The 18,549-nt window shown below is 70.8% G+C and carries 13 protein-coding genes; 4 read left to right on the forward strand and 9 right to left on the reverse strand.

Annotation, left to right across the window (positions count from 1 at the left end; genetic code table 11):
- Positions 1 to 337 precede the first annotated feature (337 nt).
- Complete coding sequence (locus WMF26_RS38985; protein WP_437996852.1) at positions 338 to 1,873, forward strand: protein kinase domain-containing protein; 1,536 nt, start codon at positions 338 to 340, stop codon at positions 1,871 to 1,873.
- A 29-nt stretch (positions 1,874 to 1,902) separates the two neighbouring features.
- Here the strand turns inward: WMF26_RS38985 and WMF26_RS38990 are convergent, their stop codons facing one another.
- From WMF26_RS38990 to WMF26_RS39000, 3 genes are read right to left on the reverse strand one after another with little or no spacing between them, the layout of a single operon-like run.
- Positions 1,903 to 2,709, reverse strand: a complete 807-nt coding sequence (locus WMF26_RS38990) for an ABC transporter permease (protein ID WP_437951220.1) — start codon at positions 2,707 to 2,709, stop codon at positions 1,903 to 1,905.
- A gap of 20 nt (positions 2,710 to 2,729) precedes the next feature.
- Positions 2,730 to 3,539: an ABC transporter permease gene (locus tag WMF26_RS38995; RefSeq protein WP_437996853.1), complete on the reverse strand. Its 810-nt coding sequence runs from the start codon at positions 3,537 to 3,539 to the stop codon at positions 2,730 to 2,732.
- The gene (locus WMF26_RS39000) at positions 3,536 to 4,525 is read right to left on the reverse strand and encodes an ABC transporter ATP-binding protein (RefSeq protein ID WP_437996854.1); all 990 of its coding nucleotides are present in this window, start codon (positions 4,523 to 4,525) and stop codon (positions 3,536 to 3,538) included. Before WMF26_RS39000 ends, WMF26_RS38995 begins: the two co-directional genes overlap by 4 nt.
- A 136-nt stretch (positions 4,526 to 4,661) precedes the next feature.
- Here WMF26_RS39000 and WMF26_RS39005 point away from each other — a divergent pair, with 136 nt between their 5' ends.
- From WMF26_RS39005 to WMF26_RS39015, 3 genes are all read left to right on the forward strand, one after another.
- The gene (locus WMF26_RS39005; RefSeq protein WP_437996855.1) at positions 4,662 to 5,642 is read left to right on the forward strand and encodes a phosphotransferase family protein; all 981 of its coding nucleotides are present in this window, start codon (positions 4,662 to 4,664) and stop codon (positions 5,640 to 5,642) included.
- Between the two features lie 454 nt (positions 5,643 to 6,096).
- Complete coding sequence (locus tag WMF26_RS39010) at positions 6,097 to 7,752, forward strand: hypothetical protein (protein ID WP_437996856.1); 1,656 nt, start codon at positions 6,097 to 6,099, stop codon at positions 7,750 to 7,752.
- 671 nt (positions 7,753 to 8,423) lie between these two features.
- Positions 8,424 to 9,245, forward strand: coding sequence for a formylglycine-generating enzyme family protein (locus tag WMF26_RS39015; protein WP_437996857.1), 822 nt, complete (start codon positions 8,424 to 8,426; stop codon positions 9,243 to 9,245).
- A gap of 319 nt (positions 9,246 to 9,564) precedes the next feature.
- Here the strand turns inward: WMF26_RS39015 and WMF26_RS39020 are convergent, their stop codons facing one another.
- From WMF26_RS39020 to WMF26_RS39045, 6 genes are all read right to left on the reverse strand, one after another.
- Positions 9,565 to 10,635 carry a ParA family protein gene (locus tag WMF26_RS39020; protein WP_437996858.1) on the reverse strand — a complete coding sequence of 357 codons (1,071 nt, stop codon included), beginning with the start codon at positions 10,633 to 10,635 and terminating at the stop codon, positions 9,565 to 9,567.
- 173 nt (positions 10,636 to 10,808) lie between these two features.
- On the reverse strand, positions 10,809 to 11,948 hold the full coding sequence (locus WMF26_RS39025) for an IS1 family transposase (protein ID WP_437996859.1): 1,140 nt from the start codon (positions 11,946 to 11,948) through the stop codon (positions 10,809 to 10,811).
- 254 nt (positions 11,949 to 12,202) lie between these two features.
- Entirely contained in the window at positions 12,203 to 12,946 is a 744-nt protein-coding gene (locus WMF26_RS39030; RefSeq protein WP_437996860.1) for a hypothetical protein, read from the reverse strand.
- Between the two features lie 2 nt (positions 12,947 to 12,948).
- Positions 12,949 to 13,542 (reverse strand): hypothetical protein, encoded by a 594-nt coding sequence (locus tag WMF26_RS39035; RefSeq protein WP_437996861.1) that lies wholly within the window; start codon positions 13,540 to 13,542, stop codon positions 12,949 to 12,951.
- Positions 13,543 to 14,092: 550 nt separating this feature from the next.
- Positions 14,093 to 17,092: a glycosyltransferase gene (locus WMF26_RS39040; protein WP_437996862.1), complete on the reverse strand. Its 3,000-nt coding sequence runs from the start codon at positions 17,090 to 17,092 to the stop codon at positions 14,093 to 14,095.
- 20 nt (positions 17,093 to 17,112) lie between these two features.
- Complete coding sequence (locus WMF26_RS39045; protein WP_437996863.1) at positions 17,113 to 18,549, reverse strand: formylglycine-generating enzyme family protein; 1,437 nt, start codon at positions 18,547 to 18,549, stop codon at positions 17,113 to 17,115.

Below are 18,549 nucleotides of genomic sequence, written 5' to 3' on the forward strand. Positions count from 1 at the left end.
GGGACAATCGCGCTCCGGCGCTCGACAGAGCACGTTTGCTGCGCCAGATATTGCTGAATTTTGACAGCAAGGATGGACCGTTAGGGACTGACGCGCGCCTGATCTCGAGCCAGGCCTGTCGCGGGGGTGCGAGCCGGCGAGACGGCCGCCTCGTGCGGCCCGGGCGGGAGCTCGGGCGATCGCCAGCCGCCCACGGCGATGGGAAGCGCGGAGTCGCCCGGAACGTGGCGCGCGCAAGCACGATCGTTCCGCCATCTCCCGGCCCATCATGGCCGGCACCTTTCCTATCCTGTAGGCTCATCTCACCTCCCTCGGCAGCCAGGAGGACGCCATCGCCATGCATTACGCCCCAGATTCCGTCGTTGGTGGGAAGTACCGTCTTGAGCGACCGCTCTCGGCCGGCGGGATGGGCTCTGTGTGGGCGGCGCGTCACATCAACTTGGGATCTCCCGTCGCGGTCAAGTTCATGGCACCGACGTTTGCGACGTCGTCCACGTTCCTGGCCCGCTTCGAGCGCGAGGCCAGGATCGCCGCGAGCCTGAAGAGCCCACACGTGGTCTATGTCCAGGACTACGGCGTCGACGACGACACTCCGTACCTCGTGATGGAGCTGCTCCAGGGCGAGGACCTGGGCACGCGGCTCGAGCGCGTCGGCCGGCTCTCCCTCGCGGACGCCACGCTCATCCTCATGCAGGCCGGCAAGGCGATCCGCCGCGCGCACGAGGCCGGCCTCGTCCACCGCGATCTCAAGCCGGCCAACCTGTTCCTCGCGCGCGCGGAGGAGGAGCAGGAAGAGATCGTGAAGGTCCTCGACTTCGGCATCGTCAAGGAGACCGGCGTTCATCTCACGGAGGAGGTGACGCGCACCGGCGAGCTGCTCGGCTCCCCTCACTACATGAGCCCGGAGCAAGTCCGGGGCGAAAAGGACGTGGACCAGCGCAGCGATCTCTGGTCGCTCGGGGTCATCCTCTTCTGCGCCGTCACGGGCGAGCTGCCGTTCCAGGGGGATCAGCTCGGCGCCGTGATCGCCAACATCCTTGTCGCGCCCGTGCCGAGCGCCTCCACGCTCGCGCCCGACCTGCCGCCGGCGATGGATGCCTTCTTCGCGCGGGCGCTGGCCCGCGAGCGGGCGCAGCGCTTCCAGTCGATCGGAGAGATGATCGGCGAGCTCCGCCGGCTCGCGGGCATGGCGTCGCCGTCGATTCCGGATCTGCAACCGCCATGCTCCGGCATGCCGACCTCGTCTCAGCCGAGGAGGAGCGGGACGATACCGCTGCGGCCGGTGGAGCTCCGCGTCCCGCCGTCCGCGCCCCGGGCGGCGACGCCAGGGACCCTGACCGGCGCGGGGGCGACGGCGCAAGAGGCAAGGCCGCAGACGCCCACGCGCGCGATGCTGGCGCTCGGCGTCGCGACGACGCTCCTCGGCGTCGGCATCACGGTCGCCCTGAGGGAGGGCAGCACGCGCGGCAGGGGCGAGGCGGGCGTGGAGGCCGCCTCGGCGGCCGCGCCGGCGCCGGAGCGGAGCGCCGCCTGGATGCCGGCGAGACCGCCGAGCCCGCCCGAGCCGCCGCCGAGCGTGTTCCCCGGCGCGCCGTCCTCGCGCGACGCGCCGACGCCCCCTGTCGAGCCCCCCTCCGCCCCGACGACGTCGGGTGCGGGCGCTCCCGGAGCCACGACGGCGCGGACAGCGACGCCGCCGTCGACCGCGGGAGCGCGGCGGCCGTCATCGACGGCCAGGCCCAAAGCACCGCCCGCGGCTGTCCCCAACCCCGCCCCGAAGCCGCCCGTGCCACCGCCGACAGCACCGGAGCCGGATCACACCCCGAAAGCGCCGGAGCCGGATCGCGCCCCCATGCCGCTACCGCCCTTTTGACGGGGTGCTCTTCCGCGCGCCGCTCCAGCCTACGAGCCGGTGGACTGATACCGCCGCTCGCCGAAGCGCCAGATGCGCAGCGACACGAGCAGGAACACCACGCCGACGAGCGGCGACGCCCAGCGCGCGGCCTCGGGCAGCGCCGGGACCGTGGGGCGCTCGAGCAGCGCGCCCGCGGGGATGTAGCTCACGAAGGCCAGCGGCACGACGAACGTGAAGAAGCGCCGGAACCAGTCGCGGTACAGGGTCAATGGGTACTGCGCCGCCTCCGTGCCGCCGTAGGTCAACGTGTTCATGATCTCGAGCGACTCGACCGTCCAGAAGCACAGCGTCGCCTGGAGCACGAGGAGCCCGTAAAACACGCAGGCGCCGCCGGCGATCGCGCCGGCGAGCAGCCCGACCTTGGCCGCCGTCCACCCGACGTCGAGCGCGGCGCCGGCCCACAGGAGCATCACGAGGCCGACGGCGAGCCGACCGGCGCGCAAGAATTGGAACTCGCTCGTCGCGACCTGGAACGCCGTGGAGCGCGGGCGCAGGAGCATCCGGTCGAAATCGCCGGACCGCACCACCGTCGAGAAGGTGTCGAACCCTCGGCCGAACGTCTCGGCGAGCGCGAAGGAGACGTTGACCAGCCCGAACAGGAGCGCCACGTCCGCGAAGCGCCAGCCCCGGACCGCGCCGAACCGGTCGAACAGCGCCCACACGCCGAGCAGCTCGATGCCCACCATGATGAACTGGCCTATCGACCACATCGCGAACGAGGCGCGATACTGCATCTGCGCCCGCAGCGACGCGGCGGCGAGCCGGAGGTAAAGCGTCGTCGCGTCCCGCCACATCTCGCCTGCTCCTCGCCCCCTCAGCCGCCCTGCACCACGAGCCGCCGCAGGCCGCGCGCCACCATCGCGCGGCCGAGCGCCACGAACGCCGCGGTCCACAGCGCCTGGTGCAGCAAGACGCCCGGGAGCGCCCCGGCCGGCAGGTGGCCGAGGTAGAGCCGGAACGGGGCGTCGACCATGCCGCGGAACGGCAGCGCGTCGAGCCAGGGCTGCATCCACGACGGGAACAGCGGCAGCGGCACGACCATGCCCGAGGCGATGAGGACGAGCGAGGGCACGATCCGCGCGATGCCGTCGCCGGACGTGGTCCACAGCATCGTCGACGTCACCGCCGTCGCGAACGCGGCGACGAGCGCCGACGCGAAGACCATGGCCGCCGCCCACGCGCCCGCGGCCGCGAGCGACGGCGGCAGCGACATGCCGAGCAGCGGCACCGCGACCGCGAACATCGGGACCGCGCGCAAGACCGTCGGCGCGACGCGCGCGGCGAGCGCGCGGGCGAGCCAGAGGGTGTGGAGATCGAGCGGGCGCGAGAGCTCGTAGCCCACCGCGCCGGTGCGGATCAGCTCGCGCACCTCGGGGTCGGGGTTCGTCGAGAACGGCATCAGCTGGAAGAACGCCTGCCCGAGCCAGGTGTACGTGATGGCCTGCCCGAGGGCCATCGGCGGACGCGCGCCGGGCGCGTTCGCGTAGAACGCCTCGAGCACCATCACCTTGATGAGCCCCCAGAACAGCTGCGTGGCGAACCCGGCCGCGGCCGCGGCGCGGTACTGCAAGAGCGCGCGGAAGCGCGCGCGAAAGACGGCCCAGTAGGCGAGGAGCGCGCTCACGGCCGGCCGCCTGCCTCGCCGTAGAGCCGCGCCACGATCTCGTCGATGGGCGGGTTCTGCACCAGGAGGTCGCGCACGGGGTAGCGGGCCGTGACGCGCCCGACGAGCTCCGCGGTCGAGATCGCCGCGGGATCGAAGCGCAGCGTCACGCGGTCGCCCTCGCGGCGGATCACCTCGGCGTGGGGCTCGGCGATCGCGGCGGCGGGGTCGGTCAGGTCGACGATGAGCCAGCGCTCGGCGGTGACCTGCGCGCGGAGCGCCTCGAGCGAGCCGTCCGAGAGCACCCGGCCGCCGGCGATGAGGACGACGCGCGAGCACAGGGCCTCGATGTCGTCCATGTCGTGCGTCGTCAGGATCACGGTGACGCCGCGCTCGCGGTTCAGCCGCTGGACGAAGCGCCGCACCGCGAGCTTCGAGACGGCGTCCAGGCCGATCGTGGGCTCGTCGAGGAAGAGCAGCTCGGGCGCGTGGAGCAGGGCGGCCGCGAGATCGCAGCGCATGCGCTGGCCGAGGCTGAGCTGCCGCACCGGCGTGTCGAGCAGCGGCGCGAGATCGAGCATCGCGACGAGCTCGTCGCGCGCGCGGGCGTGGTCGGCCGCGCCGACGCGGTAGATGTCCCGGAGGAGCTCGAACGAGTCGATCACCGGCAGATCCCAGAGGAGCTGGGTGCGCTGGCCGAACACGACGCCGAGCCGCCGCACGTGCGCGACGCGCTCGCGCCACGGGACGCGGCCGTCCACCTCGCATCGCCCCGAGTCCGGCACGAGGATGCCGGCGAGGATCTTCACCGTGGTGGACTTGCCGGCGCCGTTCGGCCCGATGTACCCGACGAGCTCGCCCCGCTCGATCGCGAAAGAGACGCCCGCGAGCGCGTCGACGGCGCGGTAGCGCGGGCGCACGAGCCCGGCGAGCGCGCCCCACGCGCCGGGGCGGCGCTCCGCCACCCGGTAGGCCTTGCGCAGGTCCTCGACGACGATCAGCGGCATGGCGGCGGCGAGGCTCCCACGGGCGGCGCGGGAGCATACAGGACGTCGCTCGGATGGCCAGCGCTGCGGCGTCGTCAGGTCTGCCTTCCTCTCCCCCGCAGGCCCCGCGCGGGTTACCCTGGCCGCCGCTCTTCCTATGACCGCCGATCCGATCGACCAGGCCCTGTTCCCGCCGTTCGACGACGCCGCCGGCTTCGACCGGATCCGCGCCGATCTCGGCGCCTTTCTCCCGGCGATCCGCGCGGTGTGCGAGCGCCACGGCCTCGCGGCGAGCGGCCTCGCCGCGTTCGAGCGCGGGACCAACGTCGTTGTTTCGAACGACGCGGGCCAGATCATCAAGCTGTTCCCGCCGTTCCTGAGGCACCAGTTCGAGGCCGAGCGCCTCGCGCTCGGGCGGGTCCACGGGAACGTCCCCGTGGCCACGCCGGAGATCCTCCGGGAAGGGGAGCTCGACGGGTGGCCGTATCTCGTGATGTCGCGCCTCCCGGGGCGCACCCTGGAAGAGGTCTGGCCCGCGCTCGGCGGGGCGGAGCGCGCCGAGGCGCTCGCCCGCATCGGCGAGATCATGACGGCCGCCCACGCGCTGCCCACCGGCGGGCTGGAGAGCCTCGATCTCGGCTGGGACGCGTTCGTGGAGCGCCAGATCGCCGGATGCGAGGGCCGCCACCGGCGAATGCGCTTGCCCGAGCGCCTTGTCGCTCAGATCCCGGCGTACCTGGCCTCGGCCCGCCCTCTCCTGCCGACGTCCGTGATTCCCGTCCTCCTGACGGGAGAATACACGCCCGAGAACCTCCTCGTGACCCGGACGGGCGGGGCGTGGCGCGTCACCGGCATGATCGACTTCGCGGACGCGTGCCTCGGGCCGGCCGAATACGACCTCCTGGGCCCGTGCCTCTTCCTCGCCGCCGGCAGCGCGGAGCTCCAGCGCGCCTTTCTGGTCGCCTGCGGAACCGGGATCGCCGACCTGACCCCGGCGCTGAGCCGCAAGCTGATGGCGCTCGCGCTCCTGCACCGGTACAGCAACCTCGGCTACCAGATCAGGATCGAAGGCTGGGAGTCCCAGGCCTCGTCGCTCTCCGAGCTGGAACAGCTGATCTGGCCGTTCCCGGTCCGCTGATCTCGGGGCGAGACGTCGCGACGATCGGTCGCGGGCCGGCTCGAGCAAGGAGCACCCGTGCCGGCGAAGCGTCGAAAAGGTGCTATTGGTGTGTCCGTCGGACGGGCGCGCGGCGCGATGGCAATCCTTGCCATGCCCGTGTCTTTCATGGACGGCAATCTTTGCCATGACGGCAAGGCTTGCCACGCGCGAGCTGGACCCGCGGGCGAGCTCGATGAGGCGGCAGCCGCTCCTGCGCCGGCGCTCGGCGCGTCGCGCCGCCCGATCTCGTCGGAGGGGCCGTCACGCCGCGGGGCGGCATACCGGTTGCGATAGCGCGCTCCCAGCCGGGCCGTCGCGGCCGGGGCATTCCCCGGCGAGGCACGCCGAGCAGGTACAGCGCGAGGCGGAGCAGACGCAGGAGCGCGAGCCGCTTCGGAGCGACCCCGGTCCGCCTTACTCCACAGGAGCGATCATGCATCTTCGTTATGTCTCCAAGTTCCCTCTCATCGCAGCGGTCATGGGCGCCGCGGCGTCGGTCTCCCTGGGCGCCTGCGGCGGCGCCGATCCGGTGGACGACGACGTCGTCGCCGCCGGCGAGGCCCAGGAGGTCACGGCGGAGGGCGCGGAGGCGCTGACGTGCCCCGCGTCCGTGCCGGTCATCGACATGCGGAAGTCCCTCATCGTCACGAAGGAGACGGACCCCGACCTCTTTACCGAGTTCTCGCTCAGCTTCGTCCTCAATCGGCTCCTTGCGAGCGTCGGCTCCAGCCAGGATCCCGAGGAGGTCTACAAGCGCTGGTGGGACACGCAGAACGATGCCGCCAACGCCGTCTTCACGGACGCCGACGCCATCCACTGCGACGACGAGACCGACAGCAACGGCAATCCAACGCTCAACGGGTACCCGTACACGTGCCCCAGGAACGAGGGCGTGCTCGCCCAGACCGACCCGTCCGATCCCGGCATGAGCAGCCCGTTCAATCCCGCGGGGAACCACTTCATGGAGCCGATCGCGCTCGTGAACCGGTTCGACCTCGCGCCGAAGGAGGGCGGCGCGCATTGCGGCGAGTACCGGATCATCTACGCCAAGAAGTCGGCCGGCGCCACTGACCGCAACTTCATCATCTTCGAGGCCCAGCTCCCGAACCCGCACCCCGAGTGCGGCATCGCGGCCTGTCTCCCGGTCGCCGAGTTCTGGGCGAACCTCTCGGACCCGAACATGACCGCGGCCCAGCGCCAGGCCGCGCTCGAGGGGTTCTATTTCTACGGCCGGCCCGAGCTGCCCGACTTCGAGCCGGTCATCAAGGCGTCCCACTTCATGGCCGGCACCGGCCAGATCCGCACGAACCAGTTCATGGCGTCGAGCGGAGGATTCCAGCCCTGGGTGCTCCGCGAGTTCAAGCTCGAGCTGGACAACGACAGCTCGCCCAGGCTCTTCGTCAAGCCGGTCACGGTGAAGGAGAACCCGTTCCCCGGCCTGTTCAACGCCAGCTTCGCGAGCGACCCCCGCGGGGCCGCGTTCCAGAGCAGCTTCCTCGACGCCCTCGACGGGCTCGTGCCGTCCGGCGACGACGAGAACGACATCTCGCTGCGCACGCTGCCGAACCAGGGCCTCTTCAACTCGGGCGAGAGCATCATGGACCCCACGGACGGGGCCGCCAACAACAACAACTATCGGGCGCGCATGCAGGGGAACACCGCGTTTGCCGCCGACATCACCACGGCGCTCGGGCCGATCCTCGTGAGCCGCGGCCTCCCGCCCGGCATGGTCACGGCGGACAACGCCGCCGATCGCGCCACCACCCAGTCGTGCGCCGGGTGCCACGAGCTGAGCAGCCGCGACGACGAGAACGTCGGCGGCGTGCACGTGTGGCCGGCGCATTTCCCGACCACCGCGCCGGGCACGTTCGTGCACGTCAACGAGGCGGGCGAGATCTCGGCGCCGCTCCAGTGGACGTTCCTCCCCCACCGCGCGCAGGTCCTCAAGTCCTTCATCGAGGACAAAGCGTGCACGGCGGCCTGCTCCTCGGAGGCGGCCAGCGCCGCTTCGATCGCGGCCAGCGCCGATGAGGCTCTCCTGGACGGCGCGGAGCAGGTCCCCACGCTCGGCGGCTCGACGACGCACTGAGGGCGCCGCGGTCACCGCCGGATGTTTCGCAGCCCCGCTCTCAGGTGCGAACCGAGGGCGGGGCGCTTTCGTCTGGCCCCTCAAGGTAGCACTGGAGGGTTCGTCCGCTCGTCGAGCGCGACCACGCTCGAACAGCGTGTGTCATAGCCCGCGCGCGCGATCACAGCCCATGTACAGGTCGGTGTGGCGCTCGGTTCGCCTTGACGCCCGGACCACACCGCAAGAGGCTCCTCGTCATGAGCGGCAGGAGACAGGCTGCGGCGGCAAGGGCGTGCCTCTGGGCCGCTGCCGCGGCAGCGTCCGGAGGGTGCGCCCAGATCCTCGGCGTGGACTGGTCCAGCTATACGCAAGGCGATGGCGGAAGCGGCATGGGCGGCGCAGGCGGCTCAAGCCCCACCGTCGGGACCGGGGGCGATGGCGGCGCTGACGACGCCCACAGCGCCGGCGGAGCTGGCGGCAGTGTCGGAATGGCAGGCAGCACGACGACCGGTGGCGGCGGGGGCAAACAGGATTGCTCTGCCGGCGAGGCGAAGTGCTCAGAAAACACTCCGCAGCGCTGTGTCGACGGCCGGTGGGAGGACGTAGCGCCGTGTCCTGCGACAGCCCGCCTGTGCGACGCTGGGACGTGCGTGCCGCCGAGCTGTGGTGAGCTGCCTGCGACGTGCGGTCCCATGGGCGATGAGAGTTGCTGCGCGACCGCGGAGGCGGTGCCCGGCGGCACGTTCGACCGAAGTAACGCTCCAGCGTATCCCGCGACGGTGAGCGGGTTCTTGCTGGATCGGTTCGAGGTGACGGTGGGGCGATTCCGTCGGTTCGTGGAGGCGTATCCCGGGAGCAAGCCGGCGGCGGGAGCGGGTGCGCACCCGCGGATTGAGGACAGCGGGTGGAATGCGGATTGGGCGAGCAGCCTGCCAGCTGGCGCGCCGGAGTTGATAGCAGCCGTGAAGTGCGAGCCAACATTCCAGACATGGACGGATGAAGTCGGCGGCAATGAGCATCTGCCGATGAACTGCCTGAGCTGGTACGAGGCGTTCGCGTTCTGCGCGTGGGACGGGGGGAGGCTGCCGACGGAGGCGGAGTGGAACTACGCGGCAGCGGGTGGAGGCGAGCAGCGTGCGTATCCATGGTCGAATCCGGCAAGCTCGACCACGATCGACGACAGTTTTGCGGTGTATGGCTGCGGGGTTGACGTCCCGTGCGCGCTCAGTGACCTCCAGCCGGTCGGGTCGCGGTCGCCGAAAGGAGATGGGAGGTGGGGACATGCAGACCTGGCTGGGAACCTGTGGGAGTGGGCTTGGGACTGGTACGCGAATTCGTACGCAGCTGGCGAATGCAACGATTGCGCGAATGCAGCTTCCGCTTCATACCGGGTGATCCGCGGCGGGGGCTTCGGCAACGATGCGGCAAACCTGCTCTCGTCCACCCGCTACTACGGCGTCCCGTCGAACCGCACCCACCACTCCGGCGGGGCCCGGTGTGCGAGGACTCCGTAGGCGCTCATCGGAGCCATACCAGGCGCGTGCGGTGCATTCAGTAGATTCGACTGTCCGGAATGCGCTGGGTGAGTGTCCGGAACGCGGGTAGTGCCGATGTGGTTCCGGACATCACCCGGCCGTGCTCGACCTGCACCTGAAGGCCAAGACCAAGGCCGACCGCGACGCCTTCCAGCAGGCCCTCGGCGCCATCCAGGTGCTCGATGCGCTGATCCACCTCTACGTGCGCGACGACGAGTAGACGCACGCCCGGCGAGGCGCTGCGTGATACCGCCGCACAGCCTCAGCCAGGCTCAGCGAGAAGGCGGCGGATGTGGCATCAAATGCGCCGAATGACGGTGTCGATCGCTTCTCGGCACTCCTGTAAACGATCTGCCTTCAGATCGACAGGCACGCCATGCACGTTGTACGTATTCGCGCGCAGCACGGACAATGGCTTGCCGACGTGAGCAGCAACAACGCCAGCGGTGTTAAAGTCTCGCAGTGGGACGGAAAATGCGTTACGGAACCCCTCCATCGACACGATCTTCCTCTGGGTCGGCGAAAACCTCTCGGGGTTCGATCGGTACGCCTCAAACAGCGAGTTCGCGGTGGCGTCCGACATGGCAGCGAACGCCGTCGCTGGTCCGTCGTACTGCGTTAGGCGATTGCCGATGATGAGGTGGATTATCGGCTTACGAATTCCCTCCGCCTCGGCGCGCTTGGCATACGTGTACTGACCATAAATGGGATGCGGCGGATCGGTTCCATAGATCAGCGTGAACATGGCGTTCGCCGCGACCCTGGACGCATCGTCGGCGTTAACAGGCACGATGAGCTTGTCAGCTGATGATATGGCTATCTCGGTGTAGATAGAGAAGCTCGGGTTGGTGTCGATCAAGACCAGCCAGTCCTTGCCGTTCTCGTGTACGACATCGTTGATGAACGTCCTTATCGCGAGATGAACCCACTTCCACGGGTTCGCTGAAGGCGTAAGCGCGGCCTGCCTTGCCTGCTCGGAGATGAGTGGGGCCATCGGCTCCAAGTTCCCATCTCCGCACAGCAGGTAGATATTATCCATCAGCGCTTTGTTGAAGTCGGACGGCTTGACAAGGAACTCGTTCCATTTCGGACGCGGGGCGGCCGGACCTCGTGAGAACACGGTCGATAGGTACCCGACAACTGTGCGCGGAACTGGAGTTTCCTGGCAGAAGGAGAGGGCCTTGTCCTCTCCCAGTGCACCGCCGCCCAACAGCATCATGGAAGAGTTCGACTGAGGGCATAGGTCGATAACAAGAACATTCCGCTTTGGGTGAACTTCTGCGTACCGGCTCGCAAGATGAAAAGTGATGGTGCTCTTGCCGACGCCGCCCTTGTTGTTCCAGATCGAGTAACTGCCAGCCAGTCCCACGTGATCCTCCTTACGCTCCCAGGACCGCTACCGTATCACGCGCTCACGACCGAACTACTATCCGCGTCGTTCTACCCATGCAAGTTATTGTATTTATTGTGATTTTTGTTGTGCGTCGTATTGAGCGATTTGTTCTTGACATCTACGCGAACGCGTAGATTACCACGGAGCGTCTACTCCGCGTCGTGCGGAACGTCGCCGAACAGCAACAACTGCACCATCCTGCGCGACCCCGGCGCGGGCGGCGGCTCTGCCGGCGGCGTGGGCTCGGGCTCCGGAGCGGGCTCCGGAGCGGGCGCCGCGACGGACGCCACGGGCGGCGGCTGCGGGGCGGAGGGCGCCGACGCAGCGGCCTTGCCGCCCGACACCAGCCGGAGCCACCCCTTCCCGGCCGGGAGCTCGCGAGCGGCCCCCGTCGCCTCGCCGGAGCGCGGCTGGAGCTTTAGCGGCTGCGATGCGCGCGGCGGCATCTCCTCCTCCCCAAGGGCGGCAAGGGCGGCCTCGACGAGCTCGGCCATGGTCCACGGGGGCTCAGCCAGGCCCGCCGCGACGGCCGGCGTGGTGCCGAGCGTGCCGTGCACGCGGACCCAGTTGTAGGCGGCGATCCCCAGACCGACCGCGGCACGGTGCCCGCGCAACGTCTTCGAGAACGCTAAACAGAGGCGCCGTGTCCGGCCGACCGTGTGGCGCGTCTGGAGGTTGAAGCGCTCGACGTAGGGCGTCGAGAGGAGCTCGTCCTTGGGCGCACCGAAGACCGGCGTCTTGGTGATGAACGGATCGCGCGGAGGCTCGTAGCGGTGATCGTCGCGCCGGGGTTTGCGGCTGTAGTGTTTCACACATTGGCCGTAGTCGGCCGATCCCCGGAAGTTGACGGCCATCGCGGCGATGCACGGCTGCCAGCCGTCGCTCGTGACGTGCGGAACGACCGTGAGCCGGCCGCGGAGGTCCTTGATGAACGCCTCGGTGTTCTCCTCGTCGCGCTTGCCGACGTGGAACGAGATCGCCAGCTTGGTGTTCGCGTCCAGCGCGACGTAGAGATAGGCGTCGCCGTGCTCGGCGGGGTCCTTCGCGGTCACGCGGGCCTGTTTCTTCTGGACGAAGCTCCACATTTCGTCCATCTGGACCACATGCGCCGCCAGGTTACGTACCTTGCGGTTGTGGAATCGGATGCAGCCCTCTCCGAGGCGCAGCGCCAGGGCCATCACGGTTCCCTTGTCGACGCCGACCATGCGCGCGGCTGCGCGAATCGAGTTGCCTTCTACCAGGGCGGACGCGATGCGGACGCGCGCGTCCATCGGGAGCGGTGCGGGCATGACGGGCCTTGCCTTTCTCCAGGCAGCGGCCCATGATGCGCGTGCGAGGTCCATTCGGTGGGCCACCACCGGGTGTTCGCAGCCCCGCTCCCGGTTGCAGCCGAGGGCGGGGCGCTTTCGTCAGTGGGCCCAAGATAAGCCGAGCGCGGCCGCTTTCGAGACCCAAGTGGCAGCGCTACGACAGACTATGGCAGATCACGCGGGCTGTCACTTCGCAGCCGAGGCTCCTCCGGCCAGTCGTTAGCATACGCCGCTTACACAGGCGGCTCCGCCTCCTTCGGCAGGAATTCCCGAAGCACTTGCATGGCGGCAACGAGCTCAGGGTCTGAAGTCCCGTTTAGATACATCACCAGCATGGCGTGCATGAATCGGAACACCTCGTCGGTAACCTTGAGCGGCATCAGGCGCAGGCCAGGCGGCGCAGGATTGACGAATTGAAGACGATCAAATCGCGCGATTCCGCCTTTCAAACTTTCGGCTCCATCAATACCGCGTCGCGGCTCCTGCCACGGAGCGATCGGAAAGAACTGGCGATACATTAGGTGCTCGACGCGCACCGCCAGGATCGGTCCAAAACCCTTCGGCTCGTCCTCGCTACGCCTTCCGTAGATAGGCACCGCCACGATGCGCCTCTCCTCATGATGAGATGGCGCGTTCCGGTCTATGTTACCGAGCTGGGTCGCGTTGGCGCAGATGATGACACATGGACGCCTCTTGGCCTTGAATGCAACAAGCTCTTCGGTTGGCTCCAGATTGATGTTAAGGATTGGGTACCGCTTATACGGACGGTGTTTAAAATGAACGTCCGTCATGCGTGCGTATTTGGCCATCGCCACTTCGTGGTCGGAGTCGTTGACGCGAATGGCCTCAATTACGTCTGGCTGCTCTGGCAGGTGCGGAACTGGCGTCCATGCCAGTTGGCCGATCACAGGCGCCGAAGATGTGCTGGCAAGGGTTTCATAGAACTTATTACCGGAAAGCACATCCGCGAAGCCCATGCTCAGCGCCCTTTGAAGGTTAGTACTACCTCACCACCTATTCGCTCGTCGTCGACTGGAAGATCTCTGAAAAACGCGCTGTCACGCGGGCCGTCGCTGACGGTGGCGTTTGCGGCCGCCATGGAATCATAGCGAGCCTTTAGCCTCGCAGAGATCTCGGCGAAGCGCCGCTTCTCTTCGTTGGTTGGAGAACGGCCCTTTAGCGGCGCGGCATCAAGTGGTTGTGCGCGTGAAAAATCCAGCGGTTCGCCCTCTCTAGCTCCGTCCATGGGCTCCGTGGAGCCATATACGTATCGGAGTAGGCGCGGCGTATCGTCGCCAAAACGTTTGATCCATTCACGGACTTTCCCGACTGACACCATCATGTCAGATGGCACAACTTCGTTGGTGTTGTAGAATACGGTCTTCGAATCTTCTTCGTCTCGCCTAGGTTCCACGTTTGCGCTTAGCCACCCCTCGCGCGTGCCACGCTCGAATAGGCTATACGCCTCGTTTGCCATCGGGCCGAACGAGTGTACGTACCATCTCCATCTTGTGAGCGTTTGCCCGGCGTGGTGTCTCGCATAGTGGAGATCCGCGAGATACAAGAATTTCATGAGACGCGTACGAGTCGGCGCTACGCCTTCATTCCGCATCCACGCGATTAGCCCGCATATCAGGGTCTTCGGATCAGGCGCGCTCATGCTCGGCTCCAATGATCAGGTCGTCCGGCGGCGCACACGTGGTCACGCGATCCAGTCTCGTGCATCGCACATGCCTGTGGCAAGCTGCTCACCGCCGCCGACAATCTGAACAAAAGTATAGCTACGCCCGCGCTTGCCGCCAGGACCATAACGCGTTGCGTAGTAACTGTTTTGGCCGAAAAATGTCCTAGCCTCAATCGGCTATGACGCAATCCTGCGATCCAGAGACATGTGTGTCAACGTAGGCAATGTCAGGCGCCGGGTTGGAGGTATGTAGTGTAGCCTACTGTCCTCGTTCGCCGATGCCCAGTGGTGGATCGTTGATCCATCCATCCGGGACCTCCACGGGCTCGTGCCCGACAAGTCGACATTCAGGTGTCCGGGATGAAAAAGCGCGAGTGTCCGGAACCGACTTGCGTGACTCTGGTGCCGGACACCACCAGACGTCTGGCCGCGGCCGCTCTCACCCGGCTCCCACCCCGCTCCCCTCGCCTCCCCGCCCCTTCCCCCCGCCCAGGCACACGCGCGCGTAGTCGGCCACCATCCGCTCCAGCGAGAACCGCTCCCGCGCGCGCTCCCACCCCGCCGCCCCCATGCGCGCCCGCCGCGCCGGATCCTCGGCCAGCTCCACGAGCGCCCCCGCGAGCGCCCCGGCGTCGCCCGGCGGCACCAGCCGGCCCGTCACGCCGTCGACGACCTGCTCGGCCATGCCGCCGACCGCCGTGGCCACCACCGGCAGCCCCTCGGCCATCGCCTCCAGCGACGCGTTCGGGCACCCCGCGGGCTCGGCGATCAGCGCGAACATGTCGAGATCGCTCAGGAAAGCGCGCGTGTCGGCGAGCTCGCCGACCCACTCGACCGACAGCCCCTCCGCCATCCGCCGCAGCGCCTCGGCGTGCGCCTCGGCGCCGCGCTCGACGCCGCCCGCGATGCGCAGCACGTGCGGCGGCAGCCGCGGCGCCGCGAGCCGCAGCGCGGCAAGGAGCTCGTCGAGCTTCTTGTGCGGGTGCACGCGCGCCGCCGTCCCGATCGCGAGCCGCGCGCGCCCGTCGCGAGCCGCGCTCTCGCCGCCGCCCGGCGCGCGCCGCGGCGGGCGCGCGTCTCGCGACGGGCGCGGGCCGAGCGCGACGCCGTTCGGCACCACGTGCGCCAGCGCCCCGAGCACCTCGGCGGCAAGCGCCGCCTCGGCCCCGTACTTGACGATCACCCCGGCGAGGCGGGCGCCGTAGTCGCGCGGCGCGCGGTACGGCAGCCCGCGGCGCGGCGACGCGAAATAGCGGCGCAGCGAGGCGAAGTACATCTCGCCCGGGCTCACGTCGAAGAGCGGCACGTCGAGCAGCCCGTCGGCGAGCAGCACCTTGTGCTCCGCGATCACATTCCACATCAGCACGGCCTCGGGCGGGTCCTCCTCGATCGCGCGGAGCAGGCGCTCCACCGCCTCGGCCGGCTCGACGTCGGCCGGCGGCGGCACCGCCATCACCGGGATGCCCGCGGCGGCGAGCGCCCGCCGGCCCGGCGTCGGGTACTCCGGCTGCTCCTCGATCACGGCCGCCCGGCCGCGCACGCCCGCCGCGGCGAGGCCGAGCAAAAGCCGCCGCGCGCTCGACTGGGCGCCGCCGGTCGAGAAGTTGTTCGTCACGAGCAGCAGCCCGTCCCCCCGGCGCGGGCCGCGGTTCCGGGCGATCGCCCGCGGATAGAGCCGCGCGTACCCCTCGGCCATGCGCGCGACGCTGAAGTGCCGCGCCACGACCTCCCGGCCGCCCGCCGCCGCGGCGCGCGTTGCCGCCGCGCCGCCCGCCGCCGCCGCGCCGCGCGCCGCCTCTGCGCCGCGCGCCGCCGCCGCGATCGCCTCGGCGAGCCGCTCCGGCGCGGCGTCGAGCGGCAGGTGGACGAGCGCCGGCGTCTCGGCCGCGATCTCCGCCGTGCCGCCGGCGCCGGTCGCGACGACCGGGAGGCCCGCGGCGAGCGCCTCGAGGTGCGCGAGGCTCAGCCCCTCGTGGGCGCTCGGCGACACGAGCACGTCCGCCGCCGCGAGCAGGCCGGCCACGTCGGCGACCGCGCCGGCGAAGCGCACCTCGGCGCGCAGGCCGAGCCGGTCGACCTCGCGCCGGATCTCCGCCTCCGCGGCGAGCGCCGGCTCGCTGCCGGGCGAGGCGCTCCCGGCGATCACGAGCCGCGCCGGCCGCGGATCGCCGGCCGCGGCGAGCGCGGACCGCGTCGCCGCGAGGATCGCGGGCAGGAGGTGCAGCCGCTTCTGCGGCCGCGGGTTCGCCACGGCGAGCAGGACGAGATCGCCCGGCGCGATCTCGAGGCGCCGCCGCCACGCCGCGGCCGCCGCCGATCGGGCGCCGCCGGGCTCCGCCGGCCCCACGTCGATCCCGTTCCACACCGTGCGCCGCGGGACCGGCAGCCCGCGCGCGGCGAGCTCCGCCTCGACCGCGCGCGCGCACGCCACGAGCAGCGCCGCGCCGTCCGGGCCGAGGCGATCGAGCCCCGCCGGCCACCCCGCGGCCACGTTGTGCACCGTCACGAGCGGCCGGTACCCGCGCGCGGAGAGCCGGCCGAGGTCCTCGGCGTCGAACAGGTGCGCGTGCGCGAGATCCGCGCCCCACGCGGCGAGCCCGCGGGCGAGCGCGTCGAAGCGCGCCTCGCGATCGCCGGGCGCCCCGGACAGGTCGAGCGTCCCCGGCGGCGCGCCGAACGTGGGGCGGGTCGGCCGGTACACCGCGCAGACGCGCGAGCGCACGCCGCGGCGCGGCAGCGCGGTCGCGAGGTCGATCGCGATCCGCTCGGCGCCGCCCTGCTGCAGGCTGGTCACGACCTGCGCGACCCGCAGCGCCGCGTCGTCGCACACGTCGAGCGGCGCGTGCCGCACCACGCGCGCCCGCCGCGCCCCGAGCTCGCCCTGGAGCGCGGCGTCGAGCGGATCGCCCGCGCGGAGGCGCGCCGCGACGCCCGCGGCGAGCGGCGCGTCGAGGTACACGCTCGCGGCGCGGGGCAACCCCGGCGCGCGGCGCCCCGGCGCGCGGCGCGCGGCCCGGCTCAGCTCGCCGCCCGTCGCCCGCAGCAGCTCGGCCCACGCCGCGGCGTCGGACGCCGGGGACGCGGCCGCGGAGGGCGCCGCGCGGGTGGGCGCCGAGCGCGCCGGCGGCGCCGAGGCCGCAGCCGGCGCCGCGGCGAGGTCGAGCGGCGCGAGCACGGCGCCGAGCGCGCAGACCGGCAGCCCGGTGTCGCTCGGCGGCGGGAACGGGTCCGGATCGAGCGCCGCGGACGGCGCGGGCCAGGCGCCCCCGCGCACGAGCCACACCGGCCCCGCCGCGATCGCGTCCGCCGCGGCCGCGAGCGGCGCGGGCGTGAGGTCGAGCGGCGCGAGCCCGGCGAGCCGGAGCGCGCGCAGCGTGCGGCCGGCGCGGGCGCGGTGCTCGGGCGCTTCGGCGAAGACGGCGCAGATCGGCGGGCGCATGCGGGCGCGAGCGGCGCGGCTCAGTAGGCCGAGGGGTAGCCGCGGAAGGGCGCGACGACGGCGACGTCCGGCGCGCTGGAGATGCGCTCCCGCGAGCGATGGCCGCCCCAGGCGGCGCGCGGCGCGGCGGCGGACGGCGCCGCGGCCCACGCGGCCGCGCCGAGCTGCTCCGCCTCCACCGCCGACGGGACGCCGCCCGTGTAGACGAACTGCCCGCGCGGGCTCGCCTCGATCGGGACGGACGTGCGCCGCATCGCGCCCTTCACGAGGCAGCGGTAGTGGAGCACCGACCCGTGCAGGTGCGGGGGCGCGTGCAGCCAGAAGCCGTCGCCCTGCGGCCGGAACGTCACGCCGGGCGGCGCCCCGGGCATGGGCTTGCGGCGGGTCGCGCGGCGCACGAGCACGCCGACGAGGCCGATGACGGCGCTCGCCAGGACGAGGCCGCCGCCGACGAACGCCACCGTCGCCGCGGTCGACCCCGAGCTCGAGCGCGGCGCGCGCGCCGACCCCGCCGGCGCGGCCGGCGAAGGCGCGGCGGCCGCGGGGGCGCTCGCCTCCAGCGCGGCGACCACGCGGAAGCCGTTGTCCGCGTTGCGGCTGCCGGGGTCGTTGCGGTACCGCGCCGCGGCGCGCAGGTGCCTCGCGTCCTTGAGCCACGAGCCGCCGCGCAGCACGCGCCGGGGCTTGTCGCCGCCCGGCGCCGAGGTCTGCTCGGGGTCGACCGCGGGGCCGGGCGCGTAGGGACCGTACAAGTCGCGACACCACTCGTAGACATTGCCGCTCATGTCGTGCAGGCCAAAGGCGTTCGGCTGCTTCTGCCCGACGGGCCGGGTGCCGCTCCCGGCGTTGCCCTTGAACCACCCGATGGCGGCGGCGGCCGCGTCGTCGTTCCCCGTGTAGAACCGCGTCTGGGTCCCCGCGCGGTGGGCGTACTCCCACTGCGCCTCGGTCGGCAGATCGAAGGCGCGGCCGGTCCTCTGCGTGAGCCACCGGGCGAACTCGCCCGCGTCCTTGAACGTCACCAGCGTCACCGGGTGCTGGTCGGTCTGCGGGAAGCCGGGAGCCCTCCAGGTGAACTCCTTGCGCTGCGACAGGCCCTTGCCGTCGAAGCCGAACCCGCCGGAGGCGCCGACCTCGGCCTCGGTGCGGTAGCCGGTCTGCTCGACGAAGCGCTTGAACTGCCCGACCGTGACCGGGAATTTGCCCAGGTAGAAGCCGCGGCTCAGGGTCACCTCCCGGGGCGCCTCGTCGTCGCCGCGGCCCGCCTCCGCCGGCGGCGAGCCCTGGCGGAAGCGGCCCTCCTTCACCAGCACGAGGTCGAGCTGCGCCCCCCCGAGGTCGATCGCGAGGGCGGGCGCCGGGTCCGCCGCCTGCGCCGCGGCCGGGGCGAGGAGCGCGACTCCGGTCGCGAGGGCGAGGGCCAGAGAGATGCGGTGCCGGTCACGGCGGGGTCTCAC

Origin of the sequence: Sorangium sp. So ce185 (assembly GCF_051526825.1) — a bacterium.
GTDB lineage: Bacteria > Myxococcota_A > Polyangia > Polyangiales > Polyangiaceae > Sorangium > Sorangium cellulosum_D.